General features: G+C 71.8%; 19 protein-coding genes. 3 read left to right on the forward strand and 16 right to left on the reverse strand.

Annotated elements, in window-relative coordinates; genetic code table 11:
- Positions 1-13 precede the first annotated feature (13 nt).
- The 8 genes from AB0H37_RS09135 to sfnG all read right to left on the reverse strand — a co-directional run bounded on the left by AB0H37_RS09135 (position 14) and on the right by sfnG (position 8,095).
- Positions 14-778 carry an ABC transporter ATP-binding protein gene (locus AB0H37_RS09135; protein ID WP_360612055.1) on the reverse strand — a complete coding sequence of 255 codons (765 nt, stop codon included), beginning with the start codon at positions 776-778 and terminating at the stop codon, positions 14-16.
- Complete coding sequence (locus AB0H37_RS09140) at positions 775-1,623, reverse strand: ABC transporter permease (protein WP_329092432.1); 849 nt, start codon at positions 1,621-1,623, stop codon at positions 775-777. The genes AB0H37_RS09135 and AB0H37_RS09140 overlap by 4 nt, the downstream gene beginning before the upstream one ends.
- A 394-nt stretch (positions 1,624-2,017) precedes the next feature.
- Positions 2,018-2,554 carry an NAD(P)H-dependent oxidoreductase gene (locus AB0H37_RS09145; RefSeq protein ID WP_360612056.1) on the reverse strand — a complete coding sequence of 179 codons (537 nt, stop codon included), beginning with the start codon at positions 2,552-2,554 and terminating at the stop codon, positions 2,018-2,020.
- Between the two features lie 56 nt (positions 2,555-2,610).
- Positions 2,611-3,084 (reverse strand): flavin reductase family protein, encoded by a 474-nt coding sequence (locus tag AB0H37_RS09150; RefSeq protein WP_179834187.1) that lies wholly within the window; start codon positions 3,082-3,084, stop codon positions 2,611-2,613.
- Complete coding sequence (locus AB0H37_RS09155) at positions 3,081-4,253, reverse strand: LLM class flavin-dependent oxidoreductase (protein ID WP_360612057.1); 1,173 nt, start codon at positions 4,251-4,253, stop codon at positions 3,081-3,083. The genes AB0H37_RS09150 and AB0H37_RS09155 overlap by 4 nt, the downstream gene beginning before the upstream one ends.
- Positions 4,254-4,305: 52 nt before the next feature.
- Complete coding sequence (locus AB0H37_RS09160; RefSeq protein ID WP_360612058.1) at positions 4,306-5,514, reverse strand: SfnB family sulfur acquisition oxidoreductase; 1,209 nt, start codon at positions 5,512-5,514, stop codon at positions 4,306-4,308.
- A 104-nt stretch (positions 5,515-5,618) separates the two neighbouring features.
- Complete coding sequence (locus tag AB0H37_RS09165) at positions 5,619-6,842, reverse strand: acyl-CoA dehydrogenase family protein (RefSeq protein WP_360612059.1); 1,224 nt, start codon at positions 6,840-6,842, stop codon at positions 5,619-5,621.
- Between the two features lie 116 nt (positions 6,843-6,958).
- Positions 6,959-8,095 carry a dimethylsulfone monooxygenase SfnG gene (gene sfnG / locus AB0H37_RS09170; RefSeq protein ID WP_360612060.1) on the reverse strand — a complete coding sequence of 379 codons (1,137 nt, stop codon included), beginning with the start codon at positions 8,093-8,095 and terminating at the stop codon, positions 6,959-6,961.
- An 88-nt stretch (positions 8,096-8,183) separates the two neighbouring features.
- Between sfnG and AB0H37_RS09175 the strand changes: the two genes are divergently transcribed.
- Both AB0H37_RS09175 and AB0H37_RS09180 read left to right on the forward strand, forming a co-directional pair.
- Entirely contained in the window at positions 8,184-9,152 is a 969-nt protein-coding gene (locus tag AB0H37_RS09175; RefSeq protein ID WP_329092444.1) for a LysR family transcriptional regulator, read from the forward strand.
- Positions 9,153-9,360: 208 nt separating this feature from the next.
- Positions 9,361-9,570 carry a DUF397 domain-containing protein gene (locus AB0H37_RS09180; protein ID WP_329092446.1) on the forward strand — a complete coding sequence of 70 codons (210 nt, stop codon included), beginning with the start codon at positions 9,361-9,363 and terminating at the stop codon, positions 9,568-9,570.
- Positions 9,571-9,636: 66 nt separating this feature from the next.
- On the opposite strand, the gene AB0H37_RS09185 is transcribed toward AB0H37_RS09180, so the two are convergent.
- The 4 genes from AB0H37_RS09185 to AB0H37_RS09200 all read right to left on the reverse strand — a co-directional run bounded on the left by AB0H37_RS09185 (position 9,637) and on the right by AB0H37_RS09200 (position 17,585).
- Entirely contained in the window at positions 9,637-10,041 is a 405-nt protein-coding gene (locus tag AB0H37_RS09185) for a DUF397 domain-containing protein (protein ID WP_360612061.1), read from the reverse strand.
- A 156-nt stretch (positions 10,042-10,197) separates the two neighbouring features.
- Positions 10,198-14,682, reverse strand: a complete 4,485-nt coding sequence (gene fxsT, locus AB0H37_RS09190; RefSeq protein WP_360612062.1) for an FxSxx-COOH system tetratricopeptide repeat protein — start codon at positions 14,680-14,682, stop codon at positions 10,198-10,200.
- Positions 14,679-15,836, reverse strand: coding sequence for a MoxR family ATPase (locus AB0H37_RS09195; RefSeq protein ID WP_329092449.1), 1,158 nt, complete (start codon positions 15,834-15,836; stop codon positions 14,679-14,681). The genes fxsT and AB0H37_RS09195 overlap by 4 nt, the downstream gene beginning before the upstream one ends.
- Before the next feature lie 171 nt (positions 15,837-16,007).
- Positions 16,008-17,585, reverse strand: coding sequence for a hypothetical protein (locus AB0H37_RS09200; protein WP_329092451.1), 1,578 nt, complete (start codon positions 17,583-17,585; stop codon positions 16,008-16,010).
- Between the two features lie 380 nt (positions 17,586-17,965).
- On the opposite strand from AB0H37_RS09200, the gene AB0H37_RS09205 reads away from it, so the two are divergent.
- Positions 17,966-18,817, forward strand: coding sequence for a hypothetical protein (locus tag AB0H37_RS09205; protein WP_360612063.1), 852 nt, complete (start codon positions 17,966-17,968; stop codon positions 18,815-18,817).
- Positions 18,818-18,861: 44 nt separating this feature from the next.
- On the opposite strand, the gene AB0H37_RS09210 is transcribed toward AB0H37_RS09205, so the two are convergent.
- The 4 genes from AB0H37_RS09210 to AB0H37_RS09225 are packed head-to-tail and all read right to left on the reverse strand — an operon-like array spanning position 18,862 to position 22,580.
- A complete protein-coding gene (locus tag AB0H37_RS09210; RefSeq protein WP_360612064.1) occupies positions 18,862-20,046 on the reverse strand; it encodes a cytochrome P450 in 1,185 nt (394 codons plus the stop codon).
- The gene (locus tag AB0H37_RS09215; RefSeq protein WP_360612065.1) at positions 20,043-20,747 is read right to left on the reverse strand and encodes a TcmI family type II polyketide cyclase; all 705 of its coding nucleotides are present in this window, start codon (positions 20,745-20,747) and stop codon (positions 20,043-20,045) included. Before AB0H37_RS09215 ends, AB0H37_RS09210 begins: the two co-directional genes overlap by 4 nt.
- 52 nt (positions 20,748-20,799) lie before the next feature.
- Complete coding sequence (locus AB0H37_RS09220; protein WP_360612066.1) at positions 20,800-22,305, reverse strand: methyltransferase; 1,506 nt, start codon at positions 22,303-22,305, stop codon at positions 20,800-20,802.
- Entirely contained in the window at positions 22,302-22,580 is a 279-nt protein-coding gene (locus AB0H37_RS09225) for an acyl carrier protein (RefSeq protein WP_329092461.1), read from the reverse strand. The genes AB0H37_RS09220 and AB0H37_RS09225 overlap by 4 nt, the downstream gene beginning before the upstream one ends.

The following is a 22,580-nucleotide window of genomic DNA, read 5'->3' on the forward strand; positions in this document are numbered from 1 at the left end:
GCCTCCTTGGCAGTCAGACGGTTCGTCGAGCGGAGCTCGTCGGTTGTATGGCGGTGGGTGGGGGCTGGAGGACGGTTCGCACTCCGAGCCCGTCGAGCAGGTCGCGCCGCAGCGCGATGAACCTCGGGTCGTCCACCGACCGCGGCCGGGGAAGGTCCACGGAGTACTCCCGTTCGATCCGGCCGTCCGCGAGCAGCAGAGCGCGGTCGGCGAGCAGGAGCGCCTCCTCGACGTCGTGGGTGACCAGCAGGACCGCCGGCCGGTGCTCGGCCCACAGGTCGGCGACGAGCGCCTGGGCGTTGAGCCTGGTGAGCGCGTCCAGGGCCCCGAACGGCTCGTCGAGCAGGAGCAGGTCGGGCGTCCGCACCAGCGCCCGGGCCAGCGCGACGCGCTGGGACTCGCCGCCGGACAGGGTGAGCGGCCACGCGTCGGCGCGAGCCGTCAGCCCGACCTCGGCCAGGGCCGCCTCGGCCCGCCTGCGCAGGTCGCGGCCTCGCAGGCCGAGGACGACGTTGTCCCACACCCGGCTCCAGGGCAGCAGGCGGTGCTCCTGGTAGACGACGGCGCGCCTGCCGGGGACGTCGATCTCGCCGCCCCCCTCGCCGTCCAGCCCGGCCAGCGCGCGCAGCAGCGTGCTCTTCCCGGAGCCGCTCGCGCCGAGCAGGGCGACGAACTCGCCGGGCGCGATGTCGAGGTCCACGCCGTCCAGGACGGCGCGCTCGCCGAACACCCGCCTGAGGCCGCGGACGCGCACGCCGCTCGCCACCGTCGTCGTCATCGCGCCACCAGCCCCCTCCGCCACGCCAGGGCCCGCCGCTCGACGAGCCGCACCAGCAGGTCCGTCGACACGCCGAGCAGCGCGTAGACCACGAGGACCAGGAAGACCGTGTCCATCTGCAGGAACTGGGTGGCCTGGTTGATGACGAAGCCGATGCCGCTGGCCGTCGCGGACTGCTCCACGACGACGAGCGTCAGCCAGGCGACGCCGAGCGACAGGCGCAGGCCGACGAGGATCTGCGGGAGCGCGCCGGGCAGGATGACCTTCCGGATGAGGCCGAGACGGCCGAGCCCGCAGGTGCGGGCCGACTCCACCAGCCGCTCGTCCACGCCCCGGATGCCATGGAACACGTTGATGTAGAGCGGGAACACGACGCCGACCGCGATCAGGCCGACCTTGGACGTCTCACCGATCCCGAACCAGATGATGAACAGCGGGACCAGCGCGAGGTGCGGAAGCATCCGGACCGCCTGGACGGGTGCGTCGATGACGTCCTCGCTGACCCTGAACAGCCCGGAGAGCAGGCCGAGGACGAGGCCGGCCGGCAGCCCGATCGCCAGGCCCTTCAGAACCCGCGTCAGCGAGACCCCGAGGTTCTGGAACAGCGCGCCCGACGACACCATCTCCCAGCCGCGGACGGCGACGTCGCTGAGCGGCGGGGTCGTGCTGCCGAGCCAGCCCGCACGGGCGCCGGCCTCCCACAGGGCGAGGATGACGACGAGCCCGCTGACCTTGCGGACCCGGCGCAGCAGGGACAGCAGCACGGCGCCGGAACGGGCCGCGACCGCGGGCCGCGCCGCTTCGGGAATCGCCGAACGGGGCGGATCGAGCAGATGGGTGGACACGGGGCACCTCCGGAAGAGGGGAACGGAAGGAAGGCGGCAGGGTCCCGGCGCAGGGGGAGGCCGGTGGAAGGGGGGCTCGCCGGTCAGTGGCGTCGACGCACGAAAGAGCGGCTCAACAGGACGCGCTGCACACGCGAAGGAGGTCGACGTGGCGCCTCGCCACCAGGACCTTCGCTGCGTTCATGTCCTCAGCATGCACTCGGCATCCGTCCCTGTGAAGCCCCCAAAAGACCGGCTTCACCTGCGAAGACGTCCGTTCGGAAGCAAGTTTCCGATAAAACCTACCGTTTTACCTGGGAATATGTCCGGGACGGCCCTCCGCGCCGATCGCCTCCACGGTTACGCAGATCACACCGCCTGGGAAGCCCCGGACGGACGGACCGTGACACGCTCTCTACGGACCGTCCACCCGGCCCGCCCGCCTGCGAGCGAGCGCGGCGGACACCTGCGGGGCGACCAGGTCGGCCCATGCGCCGAGCACGTCGGCGGCGCCGGGGACCTGTGATTCCAGGAACGCCAGTCCAGGCGTCGGGACGGTCGCGCCCAGCTCCACCAGGAGCGGCCGCAGGTGCACCTCGACCGCCAGAGAGTGCCTGGGGTCGCCCATCACCAGGAGCGGCAGGGCCACCGTCGACGCGAGCGCGCCACCGGGGAGGCGGTCGAGGAACACCTTGAGAAGGCCGGTGTAGGTGGCCTTGTAGGTGGGGCTTGCGACCACCAGCACGTCCGTGCCCGCGACGCGGTCCAGTGCGTCCCGCACCTGCGGCGACGGGGTGGGACTGAGCAGTTCTGGCGCCTGCGAGGACAGGTCGACGACCTGTGCCGCGCCCGTATGACCGACCCGCTCCGCGACCGCGGCGGCGGCGTCGAGCGCCACCTGCAATGTGCGGGACCGCGGTCGCGGATTTCCCACGAGGACAGAGAGGCTCACGGCGACTCCTCCACTCGGATTCATGGCGCGTGGACGACCGCTGGTGCGGCGGCCTGTCAGCCCAGTCTGCGGAAGGCGCTGGCGTGGAAGACCAGCGGGGGCACGTCGAGAGCGGCGTCCAGGTCGTGGACGCGGAAGACGACGATGTCGTGGTCGCCCGACCGGACCCGCTGCTCGACGGTGCAGTCGAACCACGCCGACGCGCCCTCGACGAGCACGCAGCCGCCGGCTGTCGAGCGCCAAGCGACGCCGGCGAACCGGTCGCCGGTGCGGGCGCCGAGGCGCCGGCCGATGTGCTCCTGGTGGGCGCCGAGCACGCTGATGCCGATGCGGGGCAGCCCGCCCAGCAGCGGCCAGGTCGTGGAGGTGTGCGCGACGCACACCGACACCAGCGGCGGATCCAGCGACACCGGGACGAACGAGCTGGCGGCGATGCCGGCCGGACGGCCGTCCACGAGGCCCGCCACCACCGCGACGCCCGTCGGGTAGGCGCCGTAGACCCGGCGGAGCTCCGGTTCCACGGCCGTCATGCCGATGTCTCCTTGGGCAGGAAGGCGTTGAGCCCCGTGCCGACACCGCCGGTGTCGTGGAACAGGCCGTGCCGGGCTAGGTGGGGAAGCACTCCCTCTCCGAACCAGTACAGCTCCTCCAGGTGCGGGTACCCGGACAGGACGAACTCGTCGATGCCGATGGCGGCGTACTCGGCGATCCGGTCGGCCACCTCGGTGTGCGAGCCGACGAGGGCCGTCCCGGCGCCGCCGCGGACGAGCCCGACCCCCGCCCACAGGTTGGCCGCCACCTCCAGCGCGTGGGGGTCGCGCCACGTGCCGTCGGCGCGAGCTCCCGCGTGCAGGTCGCGCATGCGCCGCTGGCCGGTGGACTCGCTGCGGGCCAGGACGGCCTGCGCGGCGGCGATCGTGTCCTCGCCGAGCGCGTCGACGAGGCGTCCCGCCTGCCGCCACGCCTCCTCGGCGGTGTCGCGGGTGATGACGTGCAGCCGGACGCCGAAGCGCGGTTTGCGGCCCCGGGCCGCGGCCAGCTCGCGTATCCGGCCGAGCTTGCGGGCGACGGCGTCGACCGGCTCGCCCCAGGTCAGGTAGACGTCGGCGTGCTCGGCCGCGACCGGCCCCGCCGCGTCCGACGAGCCGCCGAAGTACAGCGGCGGCACCGGGTCGGGCGTCGTCGGCAGGCGGGCCGCGTCGATGTCGAGGTGCGCGCCGCGGTGGGTGACCGTCTCGCCTGCCCACAACCGCCGCACGACCGACAGGAACTCCCCGCAGCGGGCGTACCGCTCGTCCTTGGGCAGGTGGTCGCCGTAGGCGCGCTGCTCGTGGGCCTCGCCGCCGGTGACGACGTTCAGCGAGAGCCGCCCGGGCGCGTGCGCGCTGAACGTGGCGGCCATCTGCGCGGCGAGCGTCGGGCTGATCAGGCCGGGCCGGAACGCCACCAGGAACGCCAGCCGCTCGGACTCGCGCGCCAGCATCGCCGTCGTGAGCCAGGCGTCCTCGCACCACGCGCCGGTGGGGGTGAGCGCACCGGTGAAACCGAACTCCTCGGCGGAGCGCACGATCGACGCCAGGTAGCCGATCGAGGCGCGGCGGTCGCCGGCCGCGGCCCCGGCAGGCTGGCCGTGCCCGCCGCCCACGACGGAACGCGAGTCGCCGTAGGTGGGCAGGAACCAGTGGAACGTAAGGGTCACAGTGTGCCTTCCTTCTCCCGGCCCGCCTCGGGGGCCGGGCGTGGAACCGGGCTCAGAGCTGGCCGTGACGGGGCGGCGGGGTGCCCGACAGCAGCCAGCGGCCCACGTGCTGCACCTTCCAGCGGGCCGGGTCGTGGAGCGTGTGCGTGCGCGCGTCGCGCCAGTAGCGCGACAGGTTCGGCGAAGCGGCCGCAGAGCGCGTCCCGCCCAGCTCGAACAGCGCGGACGACGCCTCCAGCGAGGCGCGGGCCGCGGCGACCCTCGCCACGGCCGTCGCCACCGACGCCCGAGCGGTGGCGCCGCCGGTGGGCTCGCGCTCGGCGGTGTCGACCGCGTCCGCGGCCTCGCGCAGCAGCGCCTCGGCGGCCCGGACGACGATCTCCACCTCGCCGGCCTGCTGGGCGACCAGCGGGTCCCCCGCCGCGGTGCCGGCGCCGCTCTCGAACCACGGCCGCGCCTTCGCCACGGCGAGGACCGCGGCGCCGACAGCGCCGCGGGCGATGCCGGCGTCGATCGCCGCGTGCAGCACCTGCGCGCGGGCGCCGTAGGTGGTCGGCCCGTCGAAGAGAGGGCTGTACGGGACGACCTCGCCGTCGTCCACGCGCACGCCGTCGAGCCGGACCGTTCCACTCGCGGTGGTGCGCTGGCCCATGCCGTCCCAGTCGTCCTCGACCGTGACGCCTTCGGTGCCGCGGCGGATGTAGGCCAGCGCCCTGGGCGCGGCGCCGGTCGGCAGGGGCGCCTCGCCGGCGAGGACGGCCCGCACCACCAGCCAGTCCGCGAAGAGGGCGCCGGTGCTGTAGTACTTCTCGCCGTCGAGCACGTACCCGCCGTTCTCGCGGCGGCGCAGTGTCGTCGCGTCCTCGGCCGCGGTCCGCCCGCCCCGCTCGGACTGCGCGTTGGCGAAGCGGGCTCCGTCCAGCGCCTCGGCGAAGTAGCGCGCGTGCTGCTCCTCGGTGCCCTGGCGGCGCAGGGCCTCCAGGAACACGAAGTGGCTGTGCGGGATCTGGGCGATGCTGGCGTCGGCCGCGGCGAGCGTCCGGAACACCTCCGTGAGCGCGGCCACGCTCACCTCCGCCCCGCCGAACCGCGCCGGGACGGTGATGCCGAGCAGGCCGGACTCCGACAGCTCCGCGACCTCGGCGGCCGGCGGGCGCCGCTCGCGGTCGCGGTCGCCCGCCTGCTCGGCGAACGAGTCGGCGAGCTTGCGGGCGACCTCCACGGCCTCCTCGCCGGACTGGATCACGGGAGCGGTCGTCATCGGCCCGGTCCGGGGGAAACGGGTGCGGTCGTCGTCATGGGTCTCCCTTCGCGGGTCCGGTCCCGTGGCGGAGATTGGACGGGTCGCCACGGGACCGGAGTCACTCAGCGGTAGAGCGAGAACTGCGGGGCGCGCCGGTTCAGCGTCCAGTCCCCGACCTCGCGCGCCTTGTAGGCGACCGGGTCGTGGAGCGTGTGGGTGCGCAGGTTGCGCCAGTGCCGGTCGAAGCCGTAGGCGCTGGTGGTCGCCCGCGCGCCCTGGATCTCGAACAGGCGCGAGGCGGCCGCCAGCGCGATCTTCGTCGTCAGGTACTTCGCCTCGTAGACGGCGACGGCCGCCTCGGCGCGCTGCTCGTCGGTGAGCGACGGGCCGGTGTCCAGGGCCGCCTGGAGGGCTTCCCCGGCCCGGTCGGCGAGCAGCGCGGCGGCACGGATCTCGCTGCGCACCTCCCCCACGGTCTGCAGGACGTACGGGTCCTCGGCGGCGCTGTCCACGCCCGAGGTCTCCCACGGGGCCCCGCGCAGACGCGTCCAGTCGAGGGCCTCGTCGAGTGCGCCCTCGGCCGTCCCTGTGTAGAAGTTGACGAAGGCGAGCTGCCAGTGCGGTGTGACAAGCGTGTGGTAGGCGGTGAGGGTGCGCCCGGTCAGAGGATCGGGACCGAGGATCTCCGCGCGGTCGACGCGGGTGCCGTCGAACTCGACGCCGCCGGAGTCGGTCAGCCGCTGGCCGATGTTGTCCCAGTCGCCGAGGGCGCGGAAGCCCTGCCGCCCGGCCGGCAGCGAGATGAAGACCAGCTCGCCCTCGTGGGCGGCGGTCACCGACAGGTGGTCGCCGAGGCTCGCGCCGGACGCGAACGAACGGCGCCCGTCGAGCCGGAATCCGTCCCCGGAGCGGGTCAGGACGAGGTCGGAGCCGCCGCGCGGGTTCTGCACACCGCCCCAGAAGAGCTTCTCCTGACCGTTGCGGCGCGACAACGCGTCGGCCTGCTCCGGAGTGCCGAACAGCGGCGCGATGCGGGTCTGCGCGTAGTGGTAGCCGATGAGGTGGGCGATCGAGGTGTCGCCGCGGGCGATCCTGCGGGTGATCAGGGACGCCTGCGCGTAGGACAGGCCGTCGCCGCCGTACTCGACGGGCTCCTGGACCTGCAGGAGGTCGTGCGCGCACAGGAGCTCGACCTCGTTGCGCGGACTCCTGTTGGCGCGGTCGCGCTCGGCGGCGGTGGCGCGCAGTTCGGCGGCGACGAGGTCGGCGCGCCTCAGGGCCGCGGCGAATCGTTCGTCACGGCTCGGGTGGTCGGTGATGGTCTGCTGCTCGGTGTTGACGGACATGCCTCTGCTTCTCCTCTTGGGATGCGGACCGGTCGTGGACGCGGGTCTCGCGACACAGCGCGCTGCAGGTCCTCAGCAGGTCGATGTGGCGGCGGCTGACCAGGCGCATGGGCGTGTCAGGACCCGGTCCGCGCCGGCTCGCCGCGGTCGGCGTCCGCGGCCTCCAGCTCGCGCACCAGCGGCAGCACGCGCGCGCCGAAGTACTCGACGTCCTCCAGGTAGTGCAGGAACCCGAGCAGGAACAGGTCGACGCCGAGGCGCTTGTAGGCGACGATGCGCTCGGCGATCTGCTCGGGCGTGCCGATCAGCCCGGTGCGGAAGCCGTCGTTGTACTGCACGAGGTCGGCGAACTCGGAGTCCTGCCACATGCCCTTGCCGTCCGAGGCGGACCGGCCCGCCTGCCTGACGGCCGAGCCGAAGCCCTCCACCGCCTCCCGGTCGGCCTTGGCGACGATCTCGCGCAGCACCTCGCGGGCCTCCGCCTCGGTGTCGCGGGCGATCACGAACCCGTTCAGGCCGAACCGCACCCGCCGCCCGTGCAGGACCGCCTCGGCGCCCACGTCGGCGATCTGCTCCCTGACGCCGTCGAAGTCCCTGCCGTTGCTGAAGTACCAGTCGGAGACGCGCCCCGCCATCCGGCGGGCACTGGTGGAGTTGCCGCCCTGGAAGATCTCCGGGTGCGGGCGGCCCGGCCCCGCGACGGGCTTCGGCCGCAGGTCGAAGTCGTGCAGGCGGTAGAAGTCGCCGCGGAACTCGGCGTGCTCGGACGTCCAGATCTCCCGCAGGACCCGGATGAACTCCTCGCTGCGCCGGTAGCGCTCGTCGTGCTCCAGCCAGGGCTCCCCGAGCTTGGTGAACTCGTCCTTGAACCAGCCGCTGACGACGTTCACCGCGGCCCGCCCGCCCGAGAGATGGTCGGCGGTGGCGACGAACTTGGCGAGCACGCCGGGGTGCCACAGGCCCGGGTGGATCGCGGCGATCACCTTCAGCCGCTCGGTGGCGAGCAGCAGCGCGAGGCTGAACCCGGTCGACTCGTGCTGGTAGGCGGCCCCGTAGGACGCGATGTAGCGCACCTGGCTGAGGGCGTACTCGAACCCGTTGCTCTCGGCGAGGACGGCCAGCCGCCGGTTGTAGTCGTACCCCCAGTCCGTCCGCTGCTCGATCCCGCTCACGACCAGGCCGCCGCTGACGTTCGGAACCCAGTACGCGAACCTCAGCGGCTCCGCATGGTTCTCGATATTTCCTACAGGCATAGTTAGGATTGTGCGCACCATCCCGCCGCCGGTCAATGTGGCGTTCGCGACGGGGCGATAAGGGAAACCTGTCACCGCCGGAGGGCCCATGCGGATCGAACAGCTGGAATGCGTCGCGGCCGTCACCCGCCTCGGCTCCATGCGCCGGGCCAGCGAGGCGCTGCACCTGTCCCAGCCCGCGCTCAGCCAGACGATCAGCAACCTCGAACGCGAGCTCGGCGTCACGCTGCTCGACCGCCACCGCGCCGGCGCCCGGATCAGCGCCGGCGGCCGGGAGCTGCTGCCCTGGATCGCCGAGGTGCTGGACGCGGTGCACCGGCTCCGCGCGGCCGCCGACGACCAGGCCGGATCGCGGCAGATGATCCGCATCGGCACCGTGAACGCCGCGACCGTCCCGCTCGTCACGCCCGCGATGCGCGAGTTCCGCGCCGCACACCCCGCGACGCAGGTGGAACTGGTCACCGCCCAGCAGGCCGACATCCGCGACGCGCTGCGCGGCGGCGGACTCGACCTCGGCCTGATCAACGTCATCGAGGGCGACGACCCGCCCCCGGACCTCGCCGCCGTCGAGCTGCTGCGCGGGCGCGCCGTCGTCTGCTGCCGCACCGACAGCCCTCTCGCCCGGCTGGACGCGGTGCCGCTCGACCGGATGCTCGCCGAGCCCTTCGTCGCGATGCGGTCCGGCTATCTCATGCACCGCTACGTCCACCGCCTGCTGCGAGGGCGGGAGCCCGCGTTCGCCTACTCCGTCGACGGCGCCGAAATGGGCAAGGTCATGGTCGCCGAGGGGCTCGGTGTCACGCTTCTGCCCGACTACAGCATCGCCGACGACCCCCTCGAACTCACCGGCGTCATCACCCGCCGCCCTCTGGACGCCGACGGGCCCGACGTCCTCCTCGCCGCCGAGCACGCCCGCACCCGCCACCTCCCCCACCACGTCCACCGCATGATCCGCCTACTCCGCACCCAGGCCGCCCGCCTCCATCCCGACCGCCACGCCCGATCACCCGACGGCCGGCCGAGGGGCACCACATCAGACCGCCCAGGAACTGCGTAGTTCGGTGGACATTCCTCCCTTTCACGTTAAATGTCAGATCTGAGCTTTTTTTGCCGGACAATGCCACTGTCGCGCAGCCCTGGATTTGGACTCGGATTGGCGATGAACATCTTGTCCGTGCGGTAGATTAATTTCCGCCAGGTGCAGCCAGACACGGCCTCATGCACTGTCAGGCGGTGTCGAAACAGTTCACAAGGAGAATTTAGCCATGACTCATACCAATGCGTCCGCGCCGGTCTGGAGGAAGAGCAGCCGGAGCAGCGACCCCGACCTCGCGGTATGCGTGGAAGTGGCGTCGATCGGCAGCACCCGCGCCATCCGCGACTCCAAGGACCCCGAGGGCCCGCGGCTGTCGCTGTCCATGGACTCCTGGCGCACGTTCATGGACGCGGTCAAGTCCGACGCCCTCCAGGGCTGAGCAGACGGAGGCGGAGGCGCGGATCCCGCGATGGACGTCGCGCCTCCAACCGGTGGCGAGACCACGTCATCGCAGGTCGAAGGCCCCGTTCTTGATGTCGTCCAACATCCTGCGTAAGACGGTCTTGGGAAGGACGATGGTCGTCCGGCACGGGTTCCTGCTGTCCCGAATGGCGCCGTACGACGCGGAGACGGCAAGGGAGACGCACCCTCCCGCCCCATCCGAGCCAGATCGCCTGCTCTTGCGCCAAGACGCCTTGTCCCAGTCTCCTTGACCGCCCATTACCTCTTCCGTCCTCGGGAGCATCGCGGTGGTTCTCGGTGAGAGAGGACGGCGCTGTCCGCGAGCCCGATCCCTCGGCGGCCGGATCGGCTGAATTCCCGCGACGCTCACGTGGTCGCCGACAATTACCGAAGATAAACAATCCGTGCGGGCATACAAATTTGCTCCCCTACTATACGTGGGGAGCATAGCCGTGTCCAGATCAAGAACTCTACGTTCCAACGCCGTTCGAGACGTATCGCCGGGGTTTATCCATACCCCACTTGACCGGCATTGAAACAATCCCGAGTCAGGAGCAGGGGAACGTAAGGCGACCACGCTTCCGGCCCCCTGTTCGGTTTCGGCTCAGACCGGAATCGGATAAATATCGCAGTCCGCGCGAACTCCCTCTTGCGCGGCCGTGGTGGCCGCATGCTGCGGTCCGTGCACCCTGCGCATGCCGTCGATGGCCCGTGCCGCCAGCACGTCGGCCTCCTGCTCCTCGCCCATGGCGCGCAGATCGAGCCCGAGGTTGAACATGCATGCGAGCGCGGTGGGGTGCTCCTCCCCGAGGACGCGGTGCGCCCGTTCCAGGGTCTCCCGGTCCCTCTCCATGGCCTCGCGGACATTGCCGATCGCGTAGTGGTCGCTGGCCAGGTTGATCGCGCAGACGATGCTGCGCGGATGATCGACACCGAGAACGCGGGCCAGAACGTCCAGTGCCGTCTCGTCCAGTTTCTTGGCCTCTTCGAGCTGCCCGTTCAGCCGGAGGGCGACCGCGAGATTGATGTTCGCGCTCGGTGTGTTGGGGTGGTCGGGGCCGAACATCCGCAGGAAGTTCTGCGCCGTCACGCGCGCGAGGTGAATCGAGTCGCCGAGCCTGCCCACCTGGCGCAGGTTCACCGCGTGGTTCAGTGCGGCGGAGATCGAGCCGGGGTGATAACCCCCGTACCGCTCGTTGTAGCGTTCGAGCGCCTCGGTGGAGAGGTCGAGTGCGCGTTCGTGGTCACCCGCCTTGCGCTCCATGACGGAGAACGCCGTCAGGCTCTCGGCGAGACCGGCGAAGCTGCTGCCGAACGCCGACTCGAGACGCTGCGCGTTCTGCCGCGTCAGATCCCTGGCCACGTCGAAGTGGCCCAGCTCCATCTCGTCCACGGCGATCGCCGCCAGGGACGACAGGGTCCGGCCGTGGTTCTCCCCGAAGATGTTCATCAGGTGCCGGTAGGTCTGCCGATCGAGATCGCACGCCGCCCGGAAATCACCGTTGAGCCGCAGGCTGATGGCGTAGAGATGCGCCTGCTGCAGCGTGATCGGGTCGTCCTCGCCGTACATGCGGCGCAGTGCCTCGAAGGAGCGCTTGTCGTATTCGAGAGCCTGCTGGAACTGCCCCAGGTAGCGCAGGTCGGCCGTCACGAAGCGCTGCGCCTCGATCGTGCGTTCGTCGTCGGCACCGTGCTCTTCGGCGCGCAGGTCGCGGACCCGGACGTGGTGGCCGTACGCCTCCTCGAACCGTCCCTGCAGGCGGAGAGCGCGGCCGAGGTGGAGCATGGCCTCCTGCACCTGCTCGTTGCCCTCGCCCAGCGTCTCGGTCCAGGTCTTGACCGCGGTCTCCGCCAGTTCGAGGAAGCCCCGGTGGTCGCCCCACTGGAAGAGGAAGTCGATCTCGTTGAGGACGAGCCGGCGCGTCCAGGGATCGTCGAAGCCGACGATGCCCGAGTAGTGGACGTGCGGCAGCAGATCGGCGTAGCGCCGCCAGTTCGCCGGCAGCGCCGGGTCGCGCGGGTCGAAGTTGGCCATCAGCTGGTAGCCGCACCGGCGCAGTTCCTCGGCCTCCCCCGGAGGGATCTGCCCGACGAGGACCCGCTGCACCAGGCGGTGCAGCATGATCGTGTTGTGCTTGTGGCTGATCCTGGCCAGCGCGTACCGGTTGATCGCGCGGATCGCACGCCCTCGCCTGACCGGGTCCCCCAGGGCCTCGATCAGCTCCCGGGGACCGTCGACGTTGCGCGCGCCGGACAGCATCCGAAGCGAAATGGGTTCCGGTGCGAAGAAAGCACAGACCTGGAGCAGTTGCAGCGCCGCCGGATCGCTCGTCCGCAACCGGTCCAGCGAGACGTTCCAGGCCGCGGCGACCGGCAGCTCGTTGGCCACCAGCGCGGCGTCCGCCAGCAGCTCGGTCGCCTTCTCGTGCTTCTCCCGGAAGAGCTGCAGGTACTCGTCGACCGGCATGCCCGTCTCGGCGAGCCAGACCCCGGCCTGGGCGATCGCCAGCGGAAGGTCGCCGAGCACCTCGGCGAGCTCGTCCGCCTCGGCGTCGGCGAGCTCGGGCCCCCGGAGGCGGAGCAGTGCCTTGCTCTCCTCCCGGGCGAAGACGTCGACCTCAAGGGAGTTGGCGACCTTCGTCCACTCCTGGTTGCGGGAGGTGACGAGGATCTTTCCCGGACCGTTGGTCGGGAAGAAGTCCCGGACGTCGGGCAGTTCCTCGGCATTGTCGAAGACCAGCAGCCAGTTGCGATAGGGGCGGCCCAGGCGCAGCGCCTCGCGGACGGCCGGCACCGCGACGTTGACCTCCTGGCTGACCGGCAGGTCGAGCTCGGCCGCCAGTTCGGCGAGATCCTGCTGGATCTGACCGGGCCTCTCCGATCTGATCCACCAAATAACATCATAATCCGCCATATGGCGATACACATATTCGATGGCTATCTGGGATTTGCCGACTCCGCCCATTCCATGCAAAGCCTGGGGCAGGACCGCCGTCGTTCCCTGCGAAAGACGCTCGTGCAGTTGCTCCAGCAACTCTTCCCGCCCGGTGAAACTGATGTTCTGGGGAGGTACGTTTCCCCAGACGGGCGGCGGCTCGTCCGCCTTGCGCCCGACTTTCTCCGGGATATCGCGAACTGTCACACCGACTCCAAGGTGGGGGGCCTTGACAATGTCCTCAGGTCCGGTGAGCGCGTCGAGAGCGGCGATGTCCAGCGATTGCATGGAGCCAGTCCTTCCCGCTTCCCCGGCGGCTCTATCCTGTCTATCCTGCATTTTCCCATAGTAGTGGTCAACCTTGTCGTGCAGCTTGGCGTCCAGCGCCCTGGCCGGCCTGAGATAGGGCCCCGCGAGAGCCCTGAAAACGTGGAGGACGGGGACGGCGAACGGCACGAGTTCGCGCGTCAATTCCGGCATTTCTCCCCGCTCCGGCGCGGTGACCATTCCGGCCAGATCGCGGAGCCCGGCGATGCGGTCGCCCAGGTGCAGGGCCACCGTCGTCAGCACCCGGGTCGTGTCGGAACGCCGCCCCCCGGCCAGGAGCTCGTCGCGGACCCCGGGAGCGAAGTCGAAGACGACCTCGTCCCGGGCGTCGGCCGCCGGCCCGGGCTCGGGCCCGACCCGGTGCAGCAGCCCGCTGCCGACCAGTTCGACCAGGTCCGAGGGCCGCGATTCCGGGAGCATGGTGCGCTGGACGAGCCGCATCACCGGAGCGTTCAAGGGCGCCGCGGCCAGATGCACCGCCAGCGCGTACACGGTCGGGCTGACCGCGGCGCGGAACCGCCGGACGATCTCGGTCGCCGACTCGTCCGTGGACGAGGCCTCCTCGGTTTCCGCCGTATCCGGTGCCCGGGTGGATTCCGGGGGCGCTCCGCAGACGGCGACCGCGCCGTACCAGTCAGCGCGGCGCGCCGCCGCGAAGCCCGCCCAGCCTGCGAGCTGCCCGGGGTCGAGCTCGATCACGGGCACATGGACGTGCGAACGGTCCGCGTGCGGGGCGCCGGTGCCGGAATCGCCGCCGAACGGCGCCGCGGGATAGCGCGCGCGGTAGAGGCGGTTGGCGATCGCGGGGCCCGCCGCGTAGAGCTTGGCCGGCCGGGTGGTGAGGCCCGTACGCCGCCACTGGCGCCGGGCGAGCAGATTGATCACCACGATCGGGGCCTGGCGGCCCCAGCGGGCCAGCAGTCGCTGGGCGGCCCCCGAGTGCCAGGCGTCTCCGATCCCGTCCGTCAGCACGAAGATGAGCCGCCGGTCGCGGCGTCCCCGGGAGGTGAGCCCCTCGGCCGGGCGCGCGGCGGCCAGCGGCCCCGGCTCGCGCAGCGCCAGCGGGCAAGTCTCGCCGGTGTCGGTGTCGAGCAGGTGCGTGCGGATCATCCTGAAGGCGCCGACGGCCCCGAGGCAGTCGATGAACCGGTCGGTCGTCGGGCGGTTGAGCGCGGCCAGGCGCCCGTCGTCCACGACGACGTCGAGATCGAGCCAGCGTTCCGGGACGGGCCGTGTCTGGGGCAGCCAGAGCCCGTCCTGAACCGCGCGGACCGCGGTCGCCTCGGCGTCCAGTTCCACCTCGCCGCGGCGGGACTCGACCGCCCGTTTGAAGGGGCGGAGCGCCTGCTCGAGGCGGCGGCGGTCGGCCAGGGGCCGTACTCCGGCGAACGGGTCGCGCCGGACGGGGAGGAGGAGGCGAGCGGGTCCGGCGTGTCCGTTCAGGCCCGTCGCCTGACGTGGCCAGGGGTCTGGTGGGCCGTCACTTGGGGACGTCCCGGAACCCGGCGCACGCGGAGTCCTGGTCGCACTGGGCGGCGTCGCCCGTCCAGCGCCGGCGGGGGAGTCGCGTGAAGGCCCGTCCAAGCCGTCGCCCTCCGGAGGCCCGGCGCGGTCGGCGCCAGAGGATTCACCGCCTGCAGGCCGCCCGGGGGCCTCGCGGGGTGGGCGGAGGGCGGCGGGGCCGCCCTCGTCCGCCGCCAGGGCGGCCGCGTTCATCTGCGCGGCCAGCCAGATGGCGTCGGAGACCTCGTGCCAGACGGGAGAACCGGCCGAGGCGTCGGGCCGTCCCGAGCCTCGCGCCGCTGGATCTCCGGTCCGCTCACTCACTCAGGCGCCACTTCCAACCGTTGCCAGATGAGATCGAGGAGCCGTTCCCAGCCGGTATCGGGATCCCGTGCCCCGGAGGTCGCGAGGTAGACGGCGTTGAGCAACTGGTCCGCGGCGAGCCCGCGGTGGCTGCTGCGGTGCTCCAGGAAACTGCGGACCAGCCGCCGGGTGCGCTCGTCGGACCGCTCGGCGAAATGCGCCGCCACGATGTCGGCGAGCCGGGTCTCGTCGGGCTCCTTCATCGAGAACTGCAGGCACCGGCGCAGGAACGCGGGCGGGAACTCCCGCTCACCGTTGCTGGTGATGACCACGATGGGGAACGCCCGGCAACGCACTCTCCCCCGCACGATGTCGGCCGTGCCGTCCGGATCGGCGGTGTGAACCTTCACCACGGGTTCGCGGGCGCTCACGCGGAAGAGTTCGGTGATTCCGTATTCGCCCTCCTCTAGTACGTCAAGAAGGTCGTTCGGTAGGTCTATGTCGCTTTTGTCGAGCTCGTCGATGAGGAGCACGCGGGGCAGCTCATGGGGCAGCAGCGCGGTGCCCAGCGGGCCGAGCCTGAGATAGTGCCCCACTCCGGCGTCGGTCAGCGCGGCGGAATCCGGATCCCCCTCGACCGGCGCCTCCGATAACTCCCCGCCCTGCCGCGCGAGCGCCCCGCGGCCGGTCGCGGCGTCCTGCGCCCGGCCGATCGCGTCGTATTCGTAGAGTCCGTCGCGCAACGTGCTCCGGCTGCCGATGGGCCAGCGCAGCACCCGGCCGAGCCCCAGCTCGCGGGTGATCCGGTAGGCGAGGGTCGACTTCCCGACACCCGGCTCCCCGGTGACCAGGAGCGGCCGCCGCAGGAACACCGCCGCGTTGACGGCGTCGACCTCCGCGGGGTCGGCCGGGCGCGGCCGGGCGCTGACGGGGCCGAGCCGGCGGACGAGGTCGCGCTCGTCACCGGGCGGAGGCGGGAGCGGCGGACCGCCGTCGAAGGCGCGCCACGGGGGCGGCGGGGGCAGCGCCGCGGCGAACCGTCCCTGCGGCAGGGGGCGCCCGGTGCCGCGATAGATCCACCATGCGGCGCGGGCGTCCGGGGCGGCGTCCCCCGGGCCGGCGGGCATGGGCGCGTCACGAGGGGAAGGGACCTCGGGCGGCTCGTCAGCGGCCATCGACGATGTCCCCTTCTGGTGTGGCTATGGGTTCTTGCGATGGATGTTCGAACTCGGGCAGAACCGGTGAGGGCCACCTTAGGTCGAGCATCCCCTCCGGGGCGCCACTTCGCAAGGTTTGGAAGGAGCGTGGAGCGACCACGCCCTTTTACGGTCACATCACGTCGACCGTCACGTCCGGGATGCCGGAGCACGAAGAGCACGGGCATCGTCCAAGAAGTGATTCGGGTCATCCCATAGGAGGGTTAACTCCAGAGCAGAGCGACCATTGCGGTCATCGGACGGCGCGTTTCCCCGGAGCCGTCTGATGTCGGTCGGCAGCGCCCTGATGTCGGGACGATCGACGACCTGCCGCACCGCCTCCCGCATTTCCGAAGCGAGCTGATCCGCCCGGTGCCAGAGCACCACGGGCACCCCCGCCCGCAGTGCCTTCCAGAGCTCGCTCCGGCCGGGCTCGCGGTCGGGCGGACCGCTCAGCACGCACGCGACGATCTCGCGGCTGCTCAACAGCCGATCGCCCATCGGACGCGGATGGGCGGGCTCCCCCGTGGCGGCCCAGTAGGTGAGGCCGTCGACGGCGTCGACGAGCACCTGCCAGCGCTGACGCCACGCGCGGTGGAGACCCAGGGCGCGCAGCCTCTCCTGACTCCGGACGAGGATCTCGTACTCCGCACCGAGCGGCGGCGGATCCGGCATCCCGGAGGCGTCGCGCGTCCACTGGTCCACGTCGAGATTGATCATGTCCAGCGGCAGCACGAACTCCAGCACCAGGGAGTCGTCGAGTTCGTAGGCCCAGCCCCGCTCGGCCTCGTGGATCAAAGCGCCGACGTGCTCGCGCACCGCGCTCAGCGGGACCACCTGGTCCTCCCCCGGCTCGGGGCGCCATTCGAGCGGATGGATCTGCCGCCAGTGCGAGAGCCGGCACATGACCTCGTCCTCGACGAGATCCGGGAGCGGTTCGAGCTGGATGATGAGGTAGATGGGCTTGTCGGCGCGCGTCGCGAGCACCCCGGAACGGTCGCGCATGCGGTCGAGGTAGTCGGCCTGGGCGACGTCGCCGGCGCCGCGCAGCTGCTCCGTCTGCATCGCCAGCCAGTCGCGCAGCCTCTTGAGGCGCCATGCCTCCTCGGTCCCGGCGCTTCCCGCCGTCTGCCGTGTCTGCATGGTCTGCAGCAGCATCGCGACGAATATCAGGTGCGGCGAGGGTTTCCCGGGCGCCGTGTTGTGGTCGAGGAGCGCGGAGAACGCGTCCCAGGCGTCGGTGAGCCGGAACGGCACGGTGGCGATGCTGTTTCCGGTTGCGGCCACGTAGAGGCGGGTGAGGGACGGTATCCGCAGGCCGGTCAGCAGGTCCTCGATCTGGGTCTCGACGACCGGCTCCAGGTGGGCGCGGACCGGGCTCAGCATGCGCTTCAGGCGCGCCACGGCCGCGGTCGGGCCGGCCACGAACTCGACCGCGCGGACCAGCAACTGCAGCCCGTCGGGTATCTCCCGGCACGCGAGCACGAGGTGGTAGAGGTGATACCTCGGCTGCGGCAGCTCCGGTAACAGCAGCGGGGCGCGCACGTGCTCACTGATGTAGTGGGCGACGATGGAGCGCCCCGGCGCCTCCCGCATATCCGGTATGTCGGTGAGCAGCGCGACGATCTCGGCGGTGGTCTGCTCCGTGCGGACCTGCTCCTGCGCGTGCCCCAGCGACAGCGCCGCCGGCGGCACCAGGGCGGGTGACCTCGTCTCGTCGTCCGTCATGCGCCGTCACCGCCTCCCCGCCCCCGGCCGTCCCGCCAGTCAATGTAGGCCGCGACCACCCGGTGGTTCTGCGTCGCCGGACACAATGGGATTTACCACACCTCCGCAAGGGGCGCCCATTCGGCGGAGCAGCCGATCGGCACGCTACTTGCCGGAGCGAGCGCCATGCGTGCACCCTTGGGGGCAATCCAATCGTTCAAGGGGCATCACAGGTCATGCGGAACGGCTCCGGCGAAGCGGGGACAGGCTGGACCCCGACCGGCCATTGCACGCTCTTCGTCTGCGACATCATCAGTTTCGGCAAACGCGCCGACCACGTGCAAAGCCATCTGCGAACCGTCTTGTACGAGGCCCTCCGGAGCTGTTTCGAGGCGTCGGGCATGCCTCTCGCGGGCTGCTACCAGGAGGACCGCGGCGACGGTGTCATCGTCGTGCTGCCGCCGTCCTACGATCCGGCCCGCCTCGCCCACCCGCTGCCCGACCACCTGCGCGGTTCCCTCCGCAGGCACAACGAACTGTCCGCCGAACACGCCCGGATGCGGCTGCGGATCGCGCTGCACAGCGGGCCGCTCGAATCGGATGCCAACGGGATCGTCGGCACCACCGTCAACCACGTCAACCGGCTCCTGGACGCGCCGTCCTTCAAGGAGGCCCTCGCCGCGATGCCGGCCGACCTGGGGGTCCTGGCGTCCGACGAGTTCTACCGCGCGGTGATCCGGGAAGGTCGCGGCGCCATCGACCCCACGGAGTTCCAGCCGATCGACGTGCGTCTCAAGGAGACGGAGACCACCGCCTGGCTCTGCCTTCGGGCAACGCGATCGCCGGCGCCGGCGGGGAACGCCGCGCAGGCGCCCGCCCCGGTGGGACCGCTTCCGGTCAGCGGCACCGAACCGCCCGCCCCCGGCCCCGGCGCGGGCTCCCGGGCGGATCGGGCGGACGCCAACGGTCTCCCCGCCCTGTTCGAGATCGTCGACCGGCTCATGGACATTCCGCTGCTGACGACGGCCGAGGGCCGGCAGCAGATCGTGGACGCCCTGCGCAAAGAGATCGCGATCCGCGTGCCGCGCCGCACGCAGCCCCATCTGGACGTCCACTCGATCGTCCGCACATGCTCGGAGTTCCCCGGCGGGCTCCAGGAGTTCCTCGCGCTGGTCCACGCCTACGCCGGCGAGTCGTCGCAGGTCCAGGCACTGGACGACACGGTCGCGAGGCTGACCGGGCGCGCCCCCTGATCTCACCGCGGAAGCCGTCGCTCCCCGCCGAGCGGGCCGCCGGGTCACCAGGTCACGGGCAGCTCCAAGGGGCCGTGGAAGAGGGAGTCCGTCCGCCACTGGACGGCCTCCGGGGGGACGGCCAGGCGCAGGCCGGGGAAGCGCCGCACCAAGGCGGCGAGGGCCGTCCGCATCTCGGTCCGGGCGAGTTGGGCGCCGATGCAGAAGTGGGGGCCGTGGCCGAACGTCAGGTGCTTGTTGTCGGTGCGGCCGAGGTCCGTCACCTCCGGATCGGTGAACAGGGCCGGATCGTGGTTGGCCGCGAGCGCCGACACCGCGACCGTGCTGCCGGCGGGGATCGGCACACCGCCGACCTCCACGTCCCGGAGCGCCAGGCGCGGGGTGCCGACCGGCACGGACGGCACCGTCCGCAGCAGCTCCTCCACCGCCGTCGCCACCAGATCCGGATCGCGGTGCAGCGCGGCGTACAGCTCGGGGCGTGTCAGCAGGGCGTACACGCTCCGGGCGAGCTGGTTCATCGTGGGCCCGTGCCCGGCGATCAGCAGGGTGATCGCGAGTCTGACCAGCTCGGGTTCGGTGATCGGCTCCTCGCGGTCGCGCACGGTCAGCAGTTCGCTGACCAGGTCGTCGGCCGGTTCGGCGCGTCTGGCCGCGACCAGTTCGACGAAGTAGCGCTGGATCGCGGCCCGGGCCCGGTCGATCTCCTGGGGGGAGTGACCGCGCAGCGCCATGATCGCCTCGGCCCAGCCGCGGAAGGAGTCGCGGTCCTCGCGCGGGACGCCGAGCAGCTCGCAGATGTCGGTGAGCGGCAGCGGCGCGCACAGGGCCCGGACCAGGTCGGCCGGCGCCCCGTCCGCGGCCATCTCGTCCAGCAGTCCGTCGACGACCTCCGCGATGCCCGGCCGCATGGCCTCGACGCGGCGGCGGTTGAACGCCTGGGCGACCGCCCGCCGGAGCCGGGTGTGCTCGGGCGGATCCATCTCGAACAGGACCCTGCTGGAGCCGACCGGCTCCTGCGGCTCCGCGGGTGTGCGGGGCAGGAACGTCGCGGCACTGCTGAAGGCCGGGTCGCACAGCACGTGCTGCGCCTCGGCCGCCCGGGTCACCGCGTAACCGACGTCGCCCGACAGCATCCGCGCGCGGGCGACCGGGCCGGGGGCGCGGATGTCATTGATCAGCGGCGGCGTCGACCGGTCGCCGGCCTCGTCCAGGTCGGTCGGCTCGATCATCGCTCGACCTGCCCGGTGCTGGACGCCCCGCCCGTCCCGCCGTCCTCGGCCGGGCCGGCGTGGGGGGCGCTGATGCGCGTGCGGGTCGCGCGGACCTTGGCGTCCAGGTCGCGGAGCGCGGCGGCGAGCGCCCGGTGCTCGGGTGAGGCGAGGAAGCGTTCGTGGGCGTCCTCGTCGGTCCAGTCGCTGATCAGATGGTAGGTGCCGGGGTCGGCGAGGTCGCGCGAGAGCGACTCGGTGACGTGCCCCGGGTGGCGGGCGGCGACGGCGGCCATCTGCCGCCAGGTCCGTTCGAACTCCGTGCCGCGCGCCTCGTCCACGCGGATCTCCAGCAGCAGCCGGTACGTCGCCTGCTGCCGGTCGTCCGACCAGTGGTAGAACTCCTCGGCCTGTGCCTGGTGCATGGCCGGGCGGTCCCTGTCGTACGGGACGAGCAGCGTGGCGAGTCTGGCGTTGATATCGCGGAACCCGGGGTCGTCGCCGGCGGCGTACAGGGCCTTCTCGAACGACGCGTCTCCTTCGACCAGGTGGATGTACAGGTCGTGGAACGTCAGCAGAGTGCGGCGCGTGACGCCGATGCGGCGGGGCAGGTCGGTGCGGTCGTGCTCGCGGAACACCCCCGCGACGGCGTCCCGGTCGCCGGGCGCGATCTTCCGGATCATGACCGCCCGGTGGGTCGGGGGCGGGGCTTGGAAAAGCATGCTCGTCCTCCTTGTCATCGGGGATCGGCGGGCCCGGTTCACCGGCGCCCGGTCACGCGGCCTCCACGGGGCGGCATTCCAGGACGGTCCAGTGGCCCTCCCGGGGACGGTCGACCAGCGCGAACCCGCACCGCGCCAGCAGCCGCCGCCACTCCCCCGGCCGCCGCTCCCGGCCGCCGAACAGCACGAGCATGTCGAGGTCGAGGAACTTGGCGTGGTCCCAGCGGTTCCCCTCCGCCACCACGTGCTCGACGATGAACAGCCGCGCCTCGCGGCGGTCCCCGATCGCCCCGCGCACGGCGGTCAGCAGCTCGGCGGCCCGCTCGTCCGGCCAGTTGTGCAGGACGGCCTTGAGCACGTACGCGTCGCAGTCGTCCGGCAGCGGATCGGTGAAGAAGTCGCCGGCGATCCGGGTGACGCGCTCGGCGACCCCCTGGGCGTCGAGCACCTCCGCCGCGGCCTTGACGGCGTACGGCCGTTCGAACAGCACGCCCGACGCGTCCGGCGCCCGCCGCAGGGCCGCCGCGAGGAAGTGGCCCTGCCCGCCGCCGATGTCGGCGATCCGGCCGAACCGCTCGGGCCCGACGACGTCCAGGTGCCGTTCGGTCTCCCAGCGGCCCAGCGTGGTCATGGTGCGGTCGAAGCGGGCGCCTTCCTCGGGGTTGTCCTCGAAATAGCGCCAGATGTCGGTGCCCAGCGTCGGGATCGTCGCGGGCTCGCCGGTGCGGATGCTGTGCGCCAGCGCCCCGAACGGCTTCGTCACGAACGACCGCGTGCTGTGCAGGACCAGAGGCAGCAGGCTGTAGGGGTCGTCGGCGCGCAGGCCGTCGCCCAGCGGTGTGCTCGCGAACCGTCCGTCCGGCTGCTCCTCCAGGATCCCGACGGAGGCGGCGCAGCGCAGCAGGCGGTAGAGCGCGTCCGGCACGGTGTCGGTGGCCGTGGCCAGTTCGGTGACGGAACGCGGCCCGGACGCGGTCAGATCAGCCACGCCCAGTTCCGCCAGCGTGCTCACCACCGCGGCCAGCCGCATCCCGCACGTCAGATACAGCAGGCGTTGCGCGTGGAGGTCGCCGGGCCCGTACCCGCCGGATCCGTCCGTGCCGGGGGCCTCCCGGGCACGGTCCTCCAGGACCGCCTTGATGTGCGCCATCTGCTCGACGGTGCCGCGGTCGATGCGGTCGCGCATCGCGTCCTCGCCGATCGGTGAGTCCGGCCTCATCGCGAACTCCTGCGTCCACCGCATCAGCACGCCGGCCGTCTGCTGGCGGTACTCCCAGGAGATGTTCATGAACGCGAACGGCCCGGTCTCCACCCGGTGGGCGCGGACGGTGCGGGTCTCGGGGTCGGGGGTGCGCCGGGACACCCACGACCAGACGTTGCCCTGCTCGTCCGGGTGGGTGGTGAGCCGGAACATCACCGAGGGGCCGTCCCGCTCGATGATCTCCACGGCGGCGTACTCGGTGAACAGGTCCGGCCACCCCGCCACGTCGTTGGTGTGCTCCCACACCAGCTCCATGGGCGCGTCCACCAGGATCTCGTTGTCGGTGCTCACGGTCATCGCCGGGCCTCCCCGTCCCCCGTCGCGGCCTGGTTGAGGCAGCGGAGCATCTCGGCGGGCGTCCCCAGGGCGAACAGCCTGTCCTCGTCGAGTTCCAGGCCGAAGCGCTCGACCATCCGCGCGGAGACCTCCATCATCGCGACGGAGTCGTAGCCGAGATCGGTGAACGCGCGGTCGGCGATGTCGCCGGCGAGGTCGACTCCGTCGTCCTCGCCGGCGCAGGCGCGCAGGACGATCACCAGGTCGGTCAGGGTTATCGGGCCGTCTTGGGCCAT

This window comes from Actinomadura sp. NPDC023710 (assembly GCF_040639875.1).
GTDB classification, from domain to species: Bacteria; Actinomycetota; Actinomycetes; order Streptosporangiales; family Streptosporangiaceae; genus Spirillospora; species Spirillospora citrea.